This window comes from Verrucomicrobiota bacterium (assembly GCA_027622555.1).
Taxonomy (GTDB): domain Bacteria; phylum Verrucomicrobiota; class Verrucomicrobiia; order Opitutales; family UBA2995; genus UBA2995.
Genome location: JAQBYJ010000020.1, coordinates 16,803 through 36,047, shown reverse-complemented (window position 1 = coordinate 36,047; position 19,245 = coordinate 16,803). Strand labels below are relative to the sequence as shown.

At 46.5% G+C, this 19,245-nt stretch carries 11 protein-coding genes; 4 read left to right on the top strand and 7 right to left on the bottom strand.

Annotated features, from left to right (window positions below; all coding sequences use genetic code 11):
• Positions 1 to 32: 32 nt before the first annotated feature.
• The gene (locus O3C43_07440; GenBank protein ID MDA1066320.1) at positions 33 to 692 is read right to left on the bottom strand and encodes a hypothetical protein; all 660 of its coding nucleotides are present in this window, start codon (positions 690 to 692) and stop codon (positions 33 to 35) included.
• A gap of 226 nt (positions 693 to 918) precedes the next feature.
• On the opposite strand from O3C43_07440, the gene O3C43_07435 reads away from it, so the two are divergent.
• Positions 919 to 1,764: an ion transporter gene (locus O3C43_07435; GenBank protein ID MDA1066319.1), complete on the top strand. Its 846-nt coding sequence runs from the start codon at positions 919 to 921 to the stop codon at positions 1,762 to 1,764.
• Positions 1,765 to 1,790: 26 nt separating this feature from the next.
• Here the strand turns inward: O3C43_07435 and O3C43_07430 are convergent, their stop codons facing one another.
• The 3 genes from O3C43_07430 to O3C43_07420 form a co-directional block, all read right to left on the bottom strand.
• Positions 1,791 to 2,570 (bottom strand): glucose 1-dehydrogenase, encoded by a 780-nt coding sequence (locus tag O3C43_07430; protein ID MDA1066318.1) that lies wholly within the window; start codon positions 2,568 to 2,570, stop codon positions 1,791 to 1,793.
• 57 nt (positions 2,571 to 2,627) lie between these two features.
• On the bottom strand, positions 2,628 to 5,276 hold the full coding sequence (locus O3C43_07425) for a hypothetical protein (protein ID MDA1066317.1): 2,649 nt from the start codon (positions 5,274 to 5,276) through the stop codon (positions 2,628 to 2,630).
• 253 nt (positions 5,277 to 5,529) lie between these two features.
• Positions 5,530 to 6,930, bottom strand: coding sequence for an MFS transporter (locus O3C43_07420; GenBank protein ID MDA1066316.1), 1,401 nt, complete (start codon positions 6,928 to 6,930; stop codon positions 5,530 to 5,532).
• Between the two features lie 381 nt (positions 6,931 to 7,311).
• On the opposite strand from O3C43_07420, the gene O3C43_07415 reads away from it, so the two are divergent.
• Positions 7,312 to 8,763 carry a GH1 family beta-glucosidase gene (locus tag O3C43_07415; protein ID MDA1066315.1) on the top strand — a complete coding sequence of 484 codons (1,452 nt, stop codon included), beginning with the start codon at positions 7,312 to 7,314 and terminating at the stop codon, positions 8,761 to 8,763.
• Positions 8,764 to 8,795: 32 nt separating this feature from the next.
• On the opposite strand, the gene O3C43_07410 is transcribed toward O3C43_07415, so the two are convergent.
• Positions 8,796 to 9,260 carry a hypothetical protein gene (locus O3C43_07410; GenBank protein ID MDA1066314.1) on the bottom strand — a complete coding sequence of 155 codons (465 nt, stop codon included), beginning with the start codon at positions 9,258 to 9,260 and terminating at the stop codon, positions 8,796 to 8,798.
• Between the two features lie 414 nt (positions 9,261 to 9,674).
• Between O3C43_07410 and O3C43_07405 the strand changes: the two genes are divergently transcribed.
• The gene (locus tag O3C43_07405; GenBank protein MDA1066313.1) at positions 9,675 to 13,214 is read left to right on the top strand and encodes a TonB-dependent receptor plug domain-containing protein; all 3,540 of its coding nucleotides are present in this window, start codon (positions 9,675 to 9,677) and stop codon (positions 13,212 to 13,214) included.
• A gap of 161 nt (positions 13,215 to 13,375) precedes the next feature.
• On the opposite strand, the gene O3C43_07400 is transcribed toward O3C43_07405, so the two are convergent.
• Both O3C43_07400 and O3C43_07395 read right to left on the bottom strand, forming a co-directional pair.
• Positions 13,376 to 15,310 carry a CRTAC1 family protein gene (locus O3C43_07400; GenBank protein MDA1066312.1) on the bottom strand — a complete coding sequence of 645 codons (1,935 nt, stop codon included), beginning with the start codon at positions 15,308 to 15,310 and terminating at the stop codon, positions 13,376 to 13,378.
• An 82-nt stretch (positions 15,311 to 15,392) separates the two neighbouring features.
• On the bottom strand, positions 15,393 to 17,657 hold the full coding sequence (locus O3C43_07395; GenBank protein MDA1066311.1) for a CRTAC1 family protein: 2,265 nt from the start codon (positions 17,655 to 17,657) through the stop codon (positions 15,393 to 15,395).
• Between the two features lie 405 nt (positions 17,658 to 18,062).
• Between O3C43_07395 and O3C43_07390 the strand changes: the two genes are divergently transcribed.
• Complete coding sequence (locus tag O3C43_07390) at positions 18,063 to 19,229, top strand: DNA-binding transcriptional regulator (GenBank protein ID MDA1066310.1); 1,167 nt, start codon at positions 18,063 to 18,065, stop codon at positions 19,227 to 19,229.
• The last annotated feature ends 16 nt before the right edge of the window (positions 19,230 to 19,245 follow it).

The following is a 19,245-nucleotide window of genomic DNA, read 5'->3' as shown; positions in this document are numbered from 1 at the left end:
TCTATTGAGCTTGGGCCTATAGCCGCAAAAAACTAACGCACCAATATTGTATAAAATGCCACATGTGGCATAGGTGAAATAAAGTAAGCGTTTGCGGAGCCTCCAGCGGGTATGCTAACAGGAATAAATTGTGATTCCTTAAACCTATCTTCGATAGCCCGGAAGTTACAAGCCACGTCTGCGGTAATATCCCTTTGCGAGTCGTTTCGAATTCTAACCCACACACGAAAGTGATCATCTAACAACGGGTGAGCTTCAATCCGGGTGAGAGTTACGCGAGAGGTAAAACCTCGTGACATTTTATTCATATCAGGAACAAGAATAACACCACCCCAATCTTCCTTGAGCGGAACTGAAGCCGTCACAGGGGCAACAACGTTAACAACTTGCTCAATTTTTCCGTTACCGAGTGTTTTAGTTTCTTGAACAACTCTCACCTCAGGTTCGACGATATTCGGATCGAGGCTGTTTAACGCCGCTGGAAATTCAGTAGCAGAGTCAATTGTGTGTAGTAAAACAGCATCAGTGCTATCGGCAGGGGGATTAATCAATAGTTGAGCAGATTCTGACAAAGGCCTGGCCGGCTGCTTTTCCTCCTTACCACAAGCTGCCAAAAGTAGCACCAAAGTGAATAAAGCTACATGGAGAACTCGAGAACACTTTTGACAAGAGGTTGTATTATGAAAAGTCATAACTTTGATTTTTAGATAAGATGTAACTCAAATTAGCTCATATAAAATTTTAGCAAATGCTATCTTCGGGAGGAAAAGTCATTATTTATACAGCATTTTAGCAGAAATTCTAAATTTTGGGGTACGAATCCTTTACCTGAAGGATCAATTTCGTTGTGAATCCACCCTGTACCATTTACCGAAATTAAGGAGCCAAGCCTTCCAAAAACTTATAAGAATCCATTGAGTGAAAGAGTCATTAACGCCGCAAGATAAGTTTCAACCCGATTCACTAAGAGAACGCATCTGGAGGATTATTTTCCAGACCGAGTCCGGGATGGCAAAAGCCTTTGATGTAGTCCTGCTGATTGTTATCGCTGGAAGCGTAATGATTGTAATGCTGGAAAGCGTTGCTGGGATACAGGCAAATTATAGCAAGCTGTTAAAGGTCCTCGAGTGGGCATTCACCATTTTGTTCACTATTGAATATATAGTACGCCTAATGGTAGTCAGAAAGAAACGCCGCTATGCACTGAGTTTCTTTGGGATCGTTGATCTCCTTTCGATAATCCCAACTTACTTGGAATTGTTTGTAGCAGGTTCGGGTCACTTCATAATCATCCGCATTTTAAGGCTCCTAAGGATGTTTAGAGTACTGAAAATGGCTCAGCATGTGGGAGACGCTTATATCCTGATAAATGCTTTAAAGACCAGTCGCCCCAAAATTGCGGTTTTTATTTTTGGTCTATTCTCAATCGTGTGTATTCAAGGAACGATAATGTATATCATAGAGGGCGGAATGGAAGACTCTCAATTTACGAGCATCCCACAGTCCATCTATTGGGCGATTGTAACAATCACCACGGTTGGTTACGGTGACATAACACCTGTTTCGATTGCGGGTAAAATGCTCGCATCTGTAATAATGATAACCGGTTTCGCCATCATCGCCGTACCGACGGGAATTGTCACAGCAGAATTGAATCGCGAACTCAAAGACGTAAAGCTGGATACGCGAAACTGCAACGGATGCGGACATGAAGGGCACGATCGAAAAGCCCTACATTGCAAGATGTGCGGCGAAAAGCTCTGAAACCGCAGACCGTTTCCCAACATAATTTATTCGGGTATAGCCCAGGCCTCGCCTGCCATAAATCCACCGTCGACGTATATATTCTGACCGGTGACATAGTCCGAAGCGCTCGATGCTAAAAATACGGCAGTCCCTACAAGATCTTCGGGTGTTCCCAATCGTTTCATTGCCACTCGTTTTTCGCCCCATTCCCTTAATCCCGGATCAGCCCACAATTTCGCGGTCAATGGAGTTTCAATAAACCCAGGACAAATGGAGTTCACTTGGATATTGTGTTTCCCAAGCTCGACTGCTTGAGCTTTGGCAAGCTGACCAACAGCGCCTTTTGTGCCCGTGTATACAGATACCTGAGACAAGGCAAAACCTGTGGTCAATGATCCAACATGGATAATCTTACCCTGCTTACGCGGAATCATTCGTTTAACAGCCGCCTGAGTTAAGAAATACAGTCCCTTTTGGTTAACTGCTACAATCTCGTCGTAGTGGTCCTCAGTCACATCAATGAACCATTCGCGAATGTTCGTACCTGCGTTGTTCACAAGGATATCGAGTTGCCCGTAGGCTTCGACCGCGGCATCCACCCCACCCTGCGTCGAGCTCAGATCTTTCATATCCATCTCAAAGGCCAAGGCAGTACCACCAGCATCCTGGATGCTAGTAACCACCTCATCCAGTTGTGAACGAGTCCTTGCGGCACAGACAACTTTTGCGCCTTGCGCGGCGAGTCCTTCTGCAATGGCTCGCCCGATTCCACGACCCGCTCCTGTTACAATAGCTATACGGTTTTCCAATGAAAATAATGACATCCATTGGTTGTTGCTTCCATCCCGCAGTTTTTCAAGTCCAGCCTTCGAGCTGAACCCTTAAAAGTGATTTTCTACAAGTTGCCTGGCTTCTTCAAAAGATATAGTTTCCGGCAGGTTTAAATAGACCGAAGCAAACACGCCTCTTCTCGTTTTGTAAGCAGTAAGCCCGAAGATATTCGCATTTAAATATTTGAAGATGCCAAAAGTAAGAGAAAAAATCAGGCCATCCCTATCTTCGTTCCCCTCGTACTTTAAACTGTATTGACCAGGGCGCCACTCGACCAAAGAAACACCACCTTTCAGCTTTGGCGGTGATACTCCAACTGCTTCCTCAACCACCAGTCCTTCGTTCACACGCTTCTCAATAATCCGGGCCATATTTTCAGGAAAGGATTTTCCCATCGGTTCAATATGGAAAAAATCAATGGCTAAATTGTGATTAGAGGAAGAAAACAGGTGGGCCTGTGTAAGCCTAACACCGTTCTGCCACAAAAGCCCTGTAATCGTCGCGGCAAGTCCCCGAACGTCCCGTGCTGCGATACCGAGGATGGTGGAAGCACCCGCTCGCAATAAAGTCGATTTACAATCATTGAATTGGGTATCCTGAGCTAATCGAAGCAGGTGCGGACCAAAACGGTTGGCATACCGACGATACATCCCCCCGAAAAAGTCCTGTCCGAAGTCTTTCAGAACAGCCAACTCATCTTCCGCATATCCGGCAGCAGTCAATTCCCGAGAAGGATCAACTCCAGGCCTAAAACCCTTCAATGCCTTGGAGTATAATTCTTTTATGTTAAACCAACGAGTAGGCTGAGAGGATTCAGATTCCCATTCCACCCGATCCGCACAGGTGAAAACAAAGAGGGCGCGCAAATGATCCTCATCGCCGCAAAGGGATGAGAATTCATTAACTTTTTTTGCGTCATTCAACCCAGAAAGCGTGAAACGCATTAATGCACTCCGGTTGGCGATGAGGAACTTTACAATCCTGATAGTATGTTCAGAAAAACCGCCATCAGCTGAAAAGGGTTGGTAGTAGTCATCCAAGGAGATTCCAGAAAACCCGGAAGCGAATCGTTCGTGTAATGGGTACGATTCATCATAAAGCTTCAAATGGTCCTGCTCCGTCAAAGGCAGCCGTTTCGTTTTTAGCGCCAATTTGATCGCTGCTATGAAATCCGAGTCGAGCAAAGCTGCTTCAACCGGGATATTGACGTCTTCATTAAAACTGAGGAGTTGGCTACTCGATGTCGCCTTTTCAAGCAATGCTCGTCCGGTTTCGATGAACCCTTCCAAGGCTCGAATTTTCTCTCGCTGGAGTTTGCCACGTAGGGATCGGCGCTCCACCATAATTCGTCCATCCAACGAGGATTCGAACTTCCCGTAGCCAGGGAATAGACGCTCCTCCGCTCCCACCACTTGCGAGAGAAATTCAAAGGTCGAGGCAAGACTTCCCTTTTCTTCATAAAAGATTCCAGCCAACTCCGGAGTCAACTGGAGCCAGTCTCCTGCATCCCAAAACGCATTCTGCAATTCGACCGGATCAATAGATGTATTGTAACGCTGGGAAGCCAAAAGCAGAGAGAGCGCGTGGCGACTTTTTTCAGCAGGCTCACCAGTAGTTAAATCCACATTCATACACAGCCCACCCAAGCCGTACACAATAGGGCTAATCTTACTAACCTCCCTCTGGCTCTTAAGTTCATGTCGAATCACACTTTGAGAAAAAATGGCGATTCTTCTTCTGGCAGCAAAGAGCATAGCCCTAACCTTGTTTCCGAATTCAAATTGCGCCGCCAAAATGGCATCCTTACCCAACAGGCTGCCAAAGGATACGAAGTCATCAAAAGTCATGATGTCCTCCGGATGATTTCCACCAGCACCCGGTCTTCGTTGCCCACTGCGTCTGGAATGCAAAAAGGCACGAATACGTAACAAAAATTCGTAAGCATCAAGATCCCGCCAATCTTTTAGCTCCTTATAAATCGTATGGCTATGGACAAACTCTTTGCCCGCCAAGGTCCAGATACCTGCTAAAAATACCCGAAGACCATCATTCTTGATATCGAAGTGATCAAAATCCTCACTTCTCTGGGAGGCACCTTTCCACTGCCCTTGCCAAAATTCACGCACATGCAGGAAGTGATCGAAGGGGTTATACGAAGCCCGAATACGTTCCAGAAAGACTTGAGTCAAGCCATCGGGATCGTAAACCGGCCGCATATCGAGAAACGAATTCAGCTGCTTCCCCTCAAGCGAAGGAATGTCGTCCAATGAAAACGGCAGCGCCTCACAAGCAAAACCGAACTTCTTTTGAAAAGCGTCTGAGTGAAGAATCTGTTTTTGCAGTTTCAGCAAGAAGGAATTCCCTTCCAGAGCGCCATCAAAAAGAAACGCAAAATCCGTATCTGAATAAGGGGTCATCTCCCCCCGACCTGTCCCTCCCAGCGCAACGACTGCAAACGGTTTATCGTAAGCCAATAGTGCATGCTGCTGCTCAGCCCAATGGCGCGTCAACTCGATGTAGATGGCCGTTCTTTCAGAGACGATTTTCCTGCCGATGTCCAAGCGATCGCACAGAATCAATGCATCATTATCCGCAATGAGTTTTTCAAACGCCCCCAATGGCCCCAGTTCCTGGATAATAATCCGCACATTTTGTTCAAGGGGAGTCATGAAAGTATGTTCCGAATTATAGCCAGACATAAGATTTAGCGGTTAAAACACTCCACTATTTCGGAATCACTTTCAGTGGAAAGATCAATCTGGAAGAATTCAGATTAAATTGAACCCCCGGGTAGTCATCAGTAGTCGAAGCAACCCCTATTTAGTAACCCTTCATCGAGGAAGAACAGATCGACTCCAGACTGGTAGGCTTTAATGAGTTCCACCCGATAGATTGAAAAATCGTCACGATAAAGACCAAGAAAAGAAAGTCGCTTTCAATGCCACATCGATTTTACACCTCAGTTATGGCTTTGCGGGCACTCAGCTCTGTTTCAATTTCAGCAACTCGCTTGTCGTTCAAGGGGTAAAAATACATAATACCTAAAGGAATAAGGCCGATTACAGCTGGGACTAGGCTCATGAATAAAACCAGGACGTTTCGGACCTCGACGGTCGAATCCATACCTTGAACGTAGCCGGCACGAGCGAGAACCCAACTGGTAATTCCAATTCCAAAGGCCCATCCAAATTTTTGGGACATCGTGGAAGCCGAAAAAACCAAGCCGGTTGAGCGACGGCCGAATTTCCATTCTCCGTAATCAGCAGTATCCGAATACATGGCCCAAAGTATTGCACTCAAAGGTGCGCTCGTAAATGAACCAAGAACCTGAAAAAATAACATCCACCCAAGTTGATGCGGTTGCAGAAAGAAGAACGCTGCTATGGAGAGGATCGCCACTGTCATCAAGATAGTAAAAGCGCTCTTTTTGCCTGTAATTTGAGCAAACCAACCTACGAAAAGAGCACCAAAAATCGCGGCCACCATCCCTACAAAGTTAAATGCAGAAACCAGGGTATCAAAGGCATAAAACTTCGTGCCCAGGAAGGGAAGCACTACCTCCCGATCATCCACATAATAGAGAAAATAATGATTAATCACTATCAACCTTGTGGCCACAAAGAGAATGAAGGTGAAGGTAAGAGGGAGAAGAATTAACCAAGGTCCATTTCTCACTAAATCCCGGAGATCATCTGAAAACCTGGCATTTGTTTTTGGAGGATTTATCCGTTCCCTGGTTCCCAAAAAACAGATCACAAAAAATAGTATGGAAGCCACCCCAATAATAATGAACATGACCTGCCACCCAAACTGACTCCTGGGATCTCCCCCGATCATCCGAACAAAAGGCAGCATTCCGGCGGTAACCACTAGAGCAGCAATATAGCTGAAGGTAAACTTTACCGAGGACACCGAAGTTCTTACCTTCGCATCGGAGGAAATCACACCAAGCATTGAGGTATAGGGAATGTTGATCAAGGTATAGAGAATCATAAACCCGTTAAAGGTTATCCATGCCCAGACTACCTTACCTGTGTCTCCGAAATCAGGAGTCGTAAACATGAGTACTCCCATGATGGCCAAAGGCACACAAAACCACAACAGATATGGGCGATACCTTCCCCACTTTGTTTCAGTACGATCCGCAATCATTCCCATCAGTGGATCACTAATGGCATCGAAGTTTCGGCTGAAAAGGATCATTAGACTGAACGCTGTCGCAGTGAGTCCAAACGATTCCGTGTAAAAGAAAAACAGATGTACGCTGATCGTCTGCCAATACAGCACGGATGCGAGGTCACCAAAGCCATAGGAGATTTTCTCCCGGATGCCTACACGTTGAGAATCTGTCATAGTAGTTAGTTCGTTTGAAATCAGTAGGGGCGATCCTGAATTTTCGAATTCCACATTCGAATCTTCCGCCTGATTCCAAGAAACAACAAAACGAATAATAGTTTGAAGAGCAATAGTGATCCATCAGACTAGGCACAGGTTGTAAGCCTCTTTTTAGAAACGAACCCGACCGGGAACTATCCAACCTCAACATCGATACCGCAGTATCCGCACAAAAAACATTTCAACCCCGACCTCCGGCTCTACTACAGTCCCTCAAACAAGCACAAATAAAGGTTACGCAAGCCGCATCAAATCCATCTGTAATTCAATGGATTTCTGAGAATTGTTTTCTCCGATTTGAGATCCTTCGGCTACTTTGGCCAAAAAACCGGAATCAGCTTGAAACCTGGAATCTCGGCTGCGCAGTTTGTGAAAATCCGTGATGTATTGCTTTTTTGGATAAACGTAATCGACATGAAGACCGAACAACAGGCATTTCAATTCCCTCCCGATTTTGCGTGGGGCACTGCTTCATCAAGCTACCAGGTTGAAGGGGCCATAGATGCTGCAGGAAGAACGCCATCGGTGTGGGATAGGTTTTGCAATCAACCAGGAAACATTGCAGATGGAAGTTCAGGTGATCGAGCTTGCGATCACTTCCATCGCTACAAAGAAGATGTAGCTTTGATGAAAGAAACGGGACTCAACGCCTACCGGTTTTCCATTTCCTGGAATCGAATATTTCCTGAACTGGGGAGCAAGCCTAACCAAGCCGGACTCGACTTTTATGGAAGGCTAGTTGATGAGTTATTGGCCAACGATATTCAACCGTATGCTACGTTGTTTCACTGGGATTTACCCCAATGGCTGGAAGATCATATTGGAGGTTGGCGGTCCCGTGAAATAGCGGACTACTTTGCTGAGTATGCCAGCACGATAGGCAGCGCATTGGGAGATAGGGTTAAGCACTTTTTCACGATCAACGAGTTTCTATGCTTCACAGATCTAGGCTATAAAACCGGTCAGTTTGCGCCAGGATTGAAATGCGATTTGAGGACAGTTAATCAGGTACGTCACAACGCTATGCTTGCTCACGGCAAAGGCGTGTTGGCTCTCCGGGATGCATGCCCAAGCGAATGCAAAGTCGGGCTCGCAGAAAACATATCTACCACCATTCCGGTGTCGGAGACGAATGAATATATCCAGGCTGCAAAAAAAGCTTACCTGGACAAATACAGTTTCTTTATTCGGGTAATTCTGGAAGGCAAGTACCGTAACAAATACCTGGAGCAACCCGATGCGCCGACCATCGAGAATGGGGACATGGAAACGATAAGCTCGCCCTTAGATTTTGTTGGTATAAACAGCTACAGTCCCGTCCGTATTAAAGCCATCGGTTCGGAGCCTGGCTGGGAAAGTATTTCCGATCAGGATGGCAAACCGGCGGCCAACTCTCCCTGGCACCAGATGGGCCCTGAAGTCATTTACTGGGGTCCCCGCTGGCTGAACGAAATTTGGGGAGTTAAAGAAATAGTGATTTCTGAAAACGGATGTTACGATTCCTTGATGCCGAACGAACTGGGTGAAGTATTGGACCATGATCGTGTGCGTTACTTGCAAGAACATTTGAAAGCAGCGGAACGCGCCATCCAGGAAGGTTATCCTTTAAAAGGCTATTTCGCCTGGAGCCTGATGGATAACTTTGAGTGGACCGAAGGCTATGAAAAACGCTTCGGTTTGTACTTTGTAGATTTTGAAAGCCAGAAGCGCATTCCGAAATTGAGTGCTCAATTCTATAAAGACTATATTCTTAAGAACCAAGTTGTTGGTTCAGACAATAATTTGTCTTAGCAAAGGATTCCTTTTGCTAACTCCGTCTTGTTTCAATACTCCAGCCGTTTGCGAGTTACCTCATCCTTCCAGCTAACGAGCTTCCCCTGGAACATTAAAAGTTCCAATTCAGCCTTCACCTCCAGGCGCTCCGTTCCTTCAATCGCAACCTCACGGGTCTTCATCTGATTTTCAAAAATGTCCCAGTATTGTTCCTCGGCCATCCCTTGGGTCGTCATCCTGACGTTGGATTCCAATAATTCTGAATAACGCCATACTGATGACTCCACGTTATCCACCAACAAGGCCTTTATTGATTCGGGCTTTCCAAACAATGCTTCCACGGTTTCCGATGACATACCTTTTTCCAATGTCAGGTAATTCTTAACAAAGGCAGACTGCACAGGTGGCACTCCCTCGGCGGAGGACTTGAAAACAGGCTCAGTCGTCTCGCAGGCGACCATGAATAATCCGCAGAAAACGGCGATGAAGCAGGTAGAGAGATATTTGGCAAACATGAGAAGAATAATACCGCAAAGATCCTTAGCCCTTCAAGTTTCTGGAAATACACAATCCAAGAAATTTTCGTATCAAACTCCACTATTTTTGGATTTTTACGAGCCTTTCTTTCAATAAAAAACCACCAAACATTCTTTGGGAAATGTACCTAAAAACAGATGATTTTCTCAATAACCAGGGGGATTGGGACACATTCACTCCTACTTCAATAAATCATTTTTAACCGGTGGAAGATCGCAAAGCTCATATTTCATGTGGAATTTCACTTTAAATCTCCATTTATGGGTGCAAAGGATCTCAGAATTCCATCACTACATCTCAATGTAATTTGAGCCGGATTAATATACAATCACTCAGTTATCGCACATCGTGAATTTCTTTTACACACTCATTAACAAACCCATAGAACTCTGATGAACAAAAAAACAAACTGGAAAACTATAGCCTTGCTGCTGTTAATTTCATGCGGGATCATCCTTCCGCTATCAGCTCAAGAGGACGACGAAGACTTGGTAATCCTCGATCCTTTTGAGATATCAGCCGACGAAGTATCCGGATACTCTGCCACTACTACTATGGCGGGAACCCGGATTAATACTCAATTAAGAGATATTGGTTCGGCCATTTCCGTTATCACGGAAGAATTCATGCGTGATACAGGAGCGACTAACAGTGAAACCCTGCTGCAATACACCACTAACACCGAAGTCAGCGGAATTGGTGGAAATTTCACTAACATCTCCGGCGGCAACACAGTAGATGAGTCTGGAACTTTTCTGCGACCGCACCAAAGCACTCGTGTGCGCGGTTTGGCTGCAGCAGACAATACACGTAATTTCTTTCTAACTGAAGTCCCATGGGATGGCTACAATGTAGATCGTGTAGATATGCAACGTGGACCCAACGCCATCCTGTTTGGCCTCGGGAGTCCAGCCGGCGTTATCAACACCAGCACCATAACGGCCCACTTCGAAAACGAACATGAGCTTGAAGTTCGCATAGGAGACAATGACAGCACTCGGATGACCCTGGACATCAATCGCGTGCTGATTGAAGACCAATTGGGAATCCGTATTGCCTACTTGAATAAAGATCAGAAGTACCAGCAACACCCAGCCTTTGACGACGATGACCGTATTTTTGCCACCATCCGCTACGAACCGGAAGTGTTGAATGGCGATGGGATCAGCTCCTCTCTGAAGCTGAACTACGAAGACGGAAAAATCGACCGCAACCGCCCACGTTCGGTTACCCCCAACGATAACATCACTCCATTCTTTGGTGGACCCAACCGACAAGACGGACTGCGCAGAACCGTTTTTAACCCGATTACTGTTCAAAATCAATCTGGGAACCCCAATACAGGCCAAGCGCGAACGGACCACCCAAATCTTAATTACAATCCCTACCATGAACCTTGGCTGGGTAACTACGCTCAAGTATTTGGTGGCCCGATCGTTTTCTTCGGAGACGAAGCCAAGGGCAGCCATACAGGTAACTACTTCGTTTCAGAATTCAATAGCGGTTTCGGAATAGGGCCAGATGGAGCAATCGACGGCACTCTGGGGAATCCGTTTGCCAGACACACCGGCGTTGCCACCTATTCAAGCTACGCCAGAAACGTTCGGATCCTGCAAGACCCTAGCCAGATCTACGATCCAGATTACAACCCTATTGTGGCGACGGGGCTTCCTTTCAACACATTTGGTCAATACAAGGATCGCCACCTGACCGACCCAACCATCTTTGATTTTTACAACTATCTACTGGATGGTTCTAACAAAAAGGAGTGGGCCGATTTCGATAATTTCAGTGTGACTTGGGATCAAACCTTTTTCAATGGAAACCTGGGTTATGAAGCCGTCTACGACAAACAAGACTACCGTGATGGCCAACTCACTTTCCTGAATGGATTCAGGCAAGGTCTGAATATCGACACCAATTCACATTATATTGATGGCACACCAAATCCTAATGCCGGCCGGCCTTTCATTTCGGATTCTTATGAGTTTGGAAACAACCACAGCACCATCGGTCGTGAGAACATTCGCGGAACGGGATTCTTTCGGCACGATTTCCGGGATATGGATGATGACAACACTATCTACCGTATCTTGGGCCGCCACACCCTAACAGGACTCTACGTGCGGGATAAAGTACAGACGGAACGCTTCGGTTTCCGCCAATATGGCACTCCAGATTCCTATGGACAGATAATTGGAGTTCCCAATCAAGGAGACAATCGACGCCAGTTGAACCACTCGTCTTACTTGGGAGACTCGCTGGTAAATCGTGCCTCTGCTTCGGGCGCAAATATTCCACCGGTATCGGCAATACAAATGCCCGGCTCTGGCAGCGTACGCTTTTTTGATTCACACTGGAACGGTGGAGAAGTCGATCCAGCAGCCCTATGGATTAACGCCACTGGAGGAGAAAGCACTCAGTCTGAAAACCCGGCCAACTACGTAGGTTGGAATAATGCTCCTTTTCAAGTCATCGACAATCGGGATGGTTCCAACCCGAACCTCCTGAACGAGGCTCGTTGGACAAAAAACGAAATCGAATCCAAGGCGGGAGTCTGGCAAGGCCACTTCTGGGATGATGCAATCGTTGGCATGTATGGCTACCGGGAAGATACCGCAACGGCATGGAGCGACCAAGCTCCTTTGACCAATGGAGTGCCAAATCTGAATGGATTTGGGACAGACGACGACCCCACTATTGTTTCAGGAATAACCCGCAGCAAAAGTGTGGTAGCTCACTTGGATCGCTTAATTGACCCAGGTTTTGGAGTCAGTGTGTTTTACAACGAGTCAAGCAACTTCCAGCCTGCGGCCAACCGGGTTGATATCCTGGGGCAAGCAATTGCACCACCCAGTGGCGAAACGGAAGATTACGGTTTCACACTCTCGACCCATGACAATAAATATTCCCTGAAAGTTAATTGGTACGAAACAAAGGTCGCCAATGCCACGAACAGTACGATGGCAAGTATCTTGTGGTCAGTAGGAACTGTAGAAAACTGGGCCTACAACTGGGCAACCATTTTCTCTGAAAACATGCACGACGATTGGAAAGATGAATACGGACCTGGAATAGCCATTAACTCAGGTGGGGTAAACCTGCCCGATCAGGCCGCCGCCAGTGCATTCGAGCAAGCTGCTTACACTGACTATTTTGCGAATTTACCACCGCAAGCGTTTTGGGATGCATGGAATGTGGATACCGCATTACAAACCAGGATCGACGGTCTTCAAACTGCACAACAACCGAATGGTCTGGCCGCCACCAGCGACACCGTTTCCAAAGGAACCGAGTTTGAGTTTGTAGCTCAGCCAACTCCTAATTGGCGGATTGCGATAAATGCAGCCAAAACAGATGCCATTAGCGACAATGTTGGCGGAGCAGTGGCGAAATACATCGAATCACGTATTGCGGTTGCAGAAGGACCTGCAGGGGATGTCCGTATATGGAGCGGTAGCAACAGTGCTCCTACCTTCCGTTCAATCATGCAAGACAACTTCATCGGCCCCTACAAATTGATGATCCTGCAACAAGGATCATCTGTTCCCGAACTGCGCAAATGGCGGTTTAATTTGATAACCAACTATGACTTCAAAGAGGGTCGCCTCGCCGGCCTAAATGTAGGTGGAGGTTTCCGATACCAAGACTCAAACATCATCGGTTATCCGTTAAAATCTGACAGTGATGGAAACACCACATTCGATTTGAATAACCCTTACAAAGGTCCGACTGAAGAAAATTACGACGCCTGGATAGGATACAGTAGCAAACTAACCGACAAAATCGACTGGCGTATCCAGTTGAATTTACGGAACATTGGCGTAGGTAACGAGCTGATTCCGCTCAATACCCAACCTGATGGAACTCCTGCAGCCTGGCGGATCAGTCCTTCTCAAACATGGGAGCTTACAAATACATTTAGTTTCTAACCTGAATTGACCCATTAAAGCGCCTCCGGAGTTCTGGAGGCGCTTTTTTGTGTACAGATAATTGAATCATCAAATTCATGGATAGCCTATTGAAACTAAGTGCATAAGATCGGGGATCGGCTTCCTGCCGAATGGTGACCTCCAAACATCTTCCACTAAGACTACCACTCCACCAGAGCCCGAATCTGAAAGAAGAATGGACCAGCCTTTGAGAACTTCAATTGAACTTCATTACGATCATTCCCCGGAACAACCGTTTCTACATAGTCGGTTAATTCTGACCAAGAGTCCAGGTCAGTGGAGCACTCAAACGAAAGATGAATATCGTCACCTTCAATGCCTCGGGAAAAGTTAAGGCAATAAGCGTTCACCTCATCCTCTACCGATTGAAGTTGGAATAAAGGATGCACATTGGCAATCAAGGGATGAAGACCAAATACATATTCCCAGAGATTATTGACACCGTCTTTATCCTTATCAGCCAATTGGGCCACGACTTCAGAATCACTTTGATCTTCCACAGGAAACTTTTGAACGACCCAATCGGAATAAAAAAAGAAGGGAGGCTCTTCAACAGACAAGTGTTGGTTGATGGCAACATCCCTTAGAATTTGAATCTTACCACTTGGCCAGGATATTTCCACCTGGTGAACCGGTTCCACTAATGAGCCAAGACCGATATGCACTGCCGCTTCGCTTTGGCTCAAAAAATTGTTTGCACCGATCAGTTCGTAATACCTGGGTTCGGCAGCATCTGTTGCAGTGACCTTCACCCTGGAACCTATCCCCTGGGAGTTAGAGGCTGTTCCCTTTAATTCGAGCCGTAGCCAGGCATTACCATTATGAATATCGTTTCTATAAAGGGTGGAAGCTTCTCCTGTGTTTGTTACAAACACATCCTGATCACCATCACGGTCGTAATCAAATAATAGAAGCCCTTTACCTTCACCATCATCGCGAATTCCAAAACCAGCACTCACATCCGTATATGAAGCGTCATCATTTCTCCACAAATGCATGAGGTCTCTATTATTGGAAGCATAATAAATTTCTTTGGTCGTTTCGTGGGCATGATAACCGTTCGTCATAATAAGATCGAGATCCCCATCGTTCTCCATATCCAACATCTGGGTACCCCATCCCCATCCTGCATTTTGCAAGCCCATCATCCCAGCCTCTTCTGCAAATACACGGTCGCCGAGATTTCGATAAAACCGGTTGTCTTCGATACAGGTAATGAACCAATCCAATAAGCCATCCAGGTTGAAGTCACCAATGGCGGATCCCATTTCGCTGCTTCCTTTATTTATACCTGCGGCATCTGTTCCTTCTAAGAAAGTACCGTCGCCATTGTTCCAAAATATCTGAGAAGTTCTAAAATCCGACGCCACTGCCAAGTCTGGCCACCCATCGCCATCGAAATCGGCAAAGCTGGAGGCAAAGGCAAAGAGTTTTTCCTGGTCACCCGTTCCCATTACCACACCGGCAGCTTCGGTAGCATTTTCAAAAAAACCGGGAAAGGAAGGACCACGGTTTCGGAGAAGGACCGTGTGATTCTCCACCCCCGGGGCAGAACGAAGAATTCCCCATTCGCAAATATGAACGTCGAGCCAGCCGTCGCGATCGTAGTCGCCGAATGCAATACTGAATCCGTTATGATCCGTTTCGCCAATCAAAGCGACACCACGCTCAATTCCTTCTTCAACAAAGGTGCCATTACCCTGATTCAAATATAAATAAAAGCGAGGCGACTGAATGGTGGTAACGATCAAATCCAGATCTCCATCATTGTCGATATCGCCCCAGGCTGCGCCGTTGGTACTATCATTAATTAGAATGTTCGCAGTCGCGGTCACATCTTCAAACCACGGGGCATCGGGCGCTCGAAATCCTCCTCGGTTCCGGTATAGGATATCGGTATCGTCAACGCGGGTAACAAACAAGTCTACCCATCCATCGTTATCAAAATCACCGGCAGCTGCTCCACCGGTAAGAATGTTAACTTCCTCGGGGGTAACATAGTCGTCTCTATATTGTTGATAAGAAATACCGGCGGGAATGGTCGTTTCGGTAAATCCTCCGGGTGCACCTACCATTGACAAAGACCAACCAAACAATGCAGCAATCCCTATAATCGACCGAGGTAAAAATTCGACTGATCTGAGCCCTCTCCTTGGCTTAAAAGTCATGATACACGTTCACAGAAGGATTTTCGAGGCGTGTACGTTTCCCATTCGCCCACACCACTTCGAGTGCATCGACCTTCGTAGAATCCCCCAATCCAAAATGCTTGATCGGTGCATGTTGAGCTTGATGTGAGTCGCCAGTTACAATCGTCGTCACACGTTTCTCTCCACCGGCCTCAAGGTAAATGTTGGCACCTTCCGATAGTGGACGTCCAGGTTGGCGAACAAATCTGACACCGATCCAGTTTCCAGGATTGGGTATCTGGTTTCTGACAATCTTTACCACGGTCGAATTCTTTTCCTTATCCTCGTTCTTCACATGACAAGAAAAGATCAAATCCACCCTGCCATCACCATCGAGGTCCTGCGCAGTTACTTGCCGACTATCCAATTCTTCAGCCAATCCAAAGAGGAAGGAAACATTACGAACGCTACCGTCATCCATCGGCATAAAAAATACGTTCTTCTCAAACCCATTCCAGGACATGCCGCCGTCCATTAGACTCATCATCTCTTTGGCAAAATACTCGTTTAAACCTGGGTCGGATTGTGAGTTGCCGCGATAGATGTCGTCCGTCCAAAAGTGCGTGCAATAATCCGCTGCACTCTTATTGCTGAAGTGACCGTTGGCGATGTAGATTTCTTTATCGCCATCGTTATCGAAATCCAAGGAACCCACACCCCAGGACCAGCCGGACCTTGCAAGCTCATCTGCATTTTCAGCCTCAGAGAACCCACCGCCTGGTTTACCAAGATAAAGCCGGTTCCCATACCCCATTGACGAACGCATGTTGTTGTGCCCGGGAAAATTCTCTGGCCCAGCATTCATTTCATCAAGCCGCCGAGCGGTAGTGGAGCTCATGCCAATCGCATACAGGTCCAGCAGCCCGTCATTGTTGAAATCCTCAATCGTATGTGCCATGCCGAAGAGATGCCGGTTATAAAAACTCTCATCCGTGACATCGGTAAAGTTACCTTTCCCGTCATTACGATAAAGGTCCACACCCGCGAAGTCGCTTACGACCAACAGATCAAGATCCTGATCGGAATCGTAGTCGAACAGGGAACTGGAAAATGTTCTTCGCTTACGTTTCTCGACAATACCGGAAGCTTCCGTTTTTTCGGTGAAGCTGGTACCGTCCCCATCGTTTAACAGGAGATAGGCCGGGTAACCATCAAGCGCATCGTAATAAGGGGTGGGCATGGCACCTTCGAGATACAGCTCCTTATATTGGGCGATCCACAAATCCAGGTCACCGTCTCCGTCAATGTCGCCAGAGGTCATCGTAGGTGCTCCTTCGAGCGTAACAGGCGTGGAAGTGCTGATAGTGATTATGGGATCTTCAAATTTGCCCGATGCACCCCCTCGATAAAGAAATATTCCTTTCTTCGGAGCAGCACCTTTTTGCGAACGGCTCAACCCAATCGTCACCAGATCCACATAGCCGTCGCCGCTAAAGTCTCCAAGTATGGCAGTGTTCGCATTAACAACACCAACCGGATGCAGTGGATTCCCACCAAACTCATTGTTCCCCAGGTTCCAAAGAATGGTGTTAATTTCAGGAAGCAAGATTTCCGGCAATCCGTCGCGATCCAAATCATAGGTTAACAACGCGCCGCCTTTTTTGGGCGGAATATCGAGAGAGTAGAGTTCCTTAAAAAAGGGTTCACCGTTTCGGGTCGTTATGGTCAGTTCAGTCGCATCGATATTCGAGGGGATATACATCCCGTTCTCAGCTGGCTTCAGCACCCATTGCACCTTTAGTTTACCCGAAACTATCGCGCGCAAGTCGGTCGAAGCATTTTCTATATAGAGTTTTGTGGAAACCACCGATTCGGCCAGCTTACCAAACTCCTGGGAAAAAGCGTCATGATGCCATTCGCTCATAGAAAGTTTGAACCCGGAGGCTTTCATCGTATCCAACCAGCTCGCCCATTCACCAGGGGACAAAGATCGAACATTGATTCCGGTCGTACTTATTTGTATGCCGTACTCGTGAGTCTCCGTAGATTGAACCTCGGCCACGGATAGTTTACCAAAGGGAAACGTTTTCAGGACTGCATAAGCATCCGCTGAATTTCGCAAATCATCCCACAAACCAATGAAATAACGCTCATGCTCCTGAGCTTTAACTTCGTTGTTCCAAACCGACTGGTTAAGCTGTTCCCGTTCCTGGTACAGGAGATTTAAGTTGGAGGCGCCAAACAGGCTCCCGCAAACGTTCAAAAGAAACAGGAATGAAACTGCAGTTCTCATTTTATACACAGTTTGAACCATTCTCTTCCAAAGAGTCTATACAGTATGTTCGGTGGGGGAAACTTATCCTCAAACCCGACAGACGGAAATAAACGGTTATTATGCGAACTAAGATAAGCACGAAAGGGATGGAACTTTGAATTAAGCTATTGCAAACACCGGATACATCTATCTCCCCCGCTACCTGAACGTAGCGGGGGAAATACACTACTACAAATATTGTTTCAGTCTTCCCTAGTATGCCTACGCAAAAGCGAGTCATCAATGAGATCGCCCGTCGTAAAACTAATAATTTCGCACAAAATCTGCTTTCTTGAGGCCCATTTGATGTAGACCAGGCTCTATGCGCATATTTCCAATAGGCTTGTAAGAGCTCTTTTACCTCTTCAGATCTAATTTCTACAAATGATCCGCCACCCCAAAGTTGCCCTGGTTTTCGCCTGTTACCTGGATCAGGACGCACAGGTTCTTCATGCTATTTCCACTTACAATGGGTTGAATAATCGCTGGACTGGCTTCGTAGACGATCAGGCGTTTTCTAAGAATACTCCGAATTATGTACTCTCCGGACAATGGGACGGAGTCATATGTAAGGAACATGCGCCTGAACTTTTTCAGCAATGCATTGAAAGAAAAATTCCCTGTATCGATTTAAGCGATCACCCAACAGTCACCGCAGGTATTCCCAAAATTCGGCCTGACAACAAAGCGATCGGTCATATGGCAGGTGAATTTTTTGTTGAAAAAGGCTATCGGAATTTCGCGTTTTGCGGGTTTGAGGGGTTGGCATGGTCTGAAGAACGAAAGGAAGGCTTCATCGAAGCACTTGGCCTGGTAGGCCAAAAATCAACCATCTTTGATGTTGAACTCCCAGAGCGTGCAGAGGCTCAGTGGGATAAATCCAGTGTTCAGCATATCATGGAGTGGTTGGACAAGATTCCAAAACCGTTGGCCGTGTTAGCAGCGAATGACATGCGAGGAATTCAGATCATTGAGGCCTGTAGTCTTCTTGAAATCCAGGTGCCAGAAGAAGTGTCCATTCTGGGAGTAAACAACGACACGATTAGATGCGAGCTCTGCAATCCGCAACTTAGCAGCATTTCTCTCAATTCGGAGTATTACGGACAAACGGCAGCCAAGCTCATCGATAAAATGATGGAAGGCTACATACCCGGTGAGAAGGAAACCTTCATTGAACCGGGGGAAATCATTAACCGTCGTTCAACCGACGCATTTTGTATCGATGATCCTTTTGTTACCTCTGCGTTGCACCTGATTAAAAACAAAGCTTGCGAGGGAATCACGGTGGATTGGATCGTTAAGAAAACCCACATATCCCGAAGCGGATTGGAGCGGAGATTCAGAAAATACCTTGGGAAAACACCCCAGGTAGAAATTCGCAATGTGCAGATTCAGAAAATAAAGCAACTCCTGCTCGAGACAACTTATACATTGGCCCACATCGCGAGCCTTACAGGGTTTGATCACCCGGAATATATGTCGGTGGTTTTCAAAAAGAATATCGGCATGACTTTAAATCAATACCGGCAAAAATTCAGAATCGATAAATAGATCCACACCGTCCCAG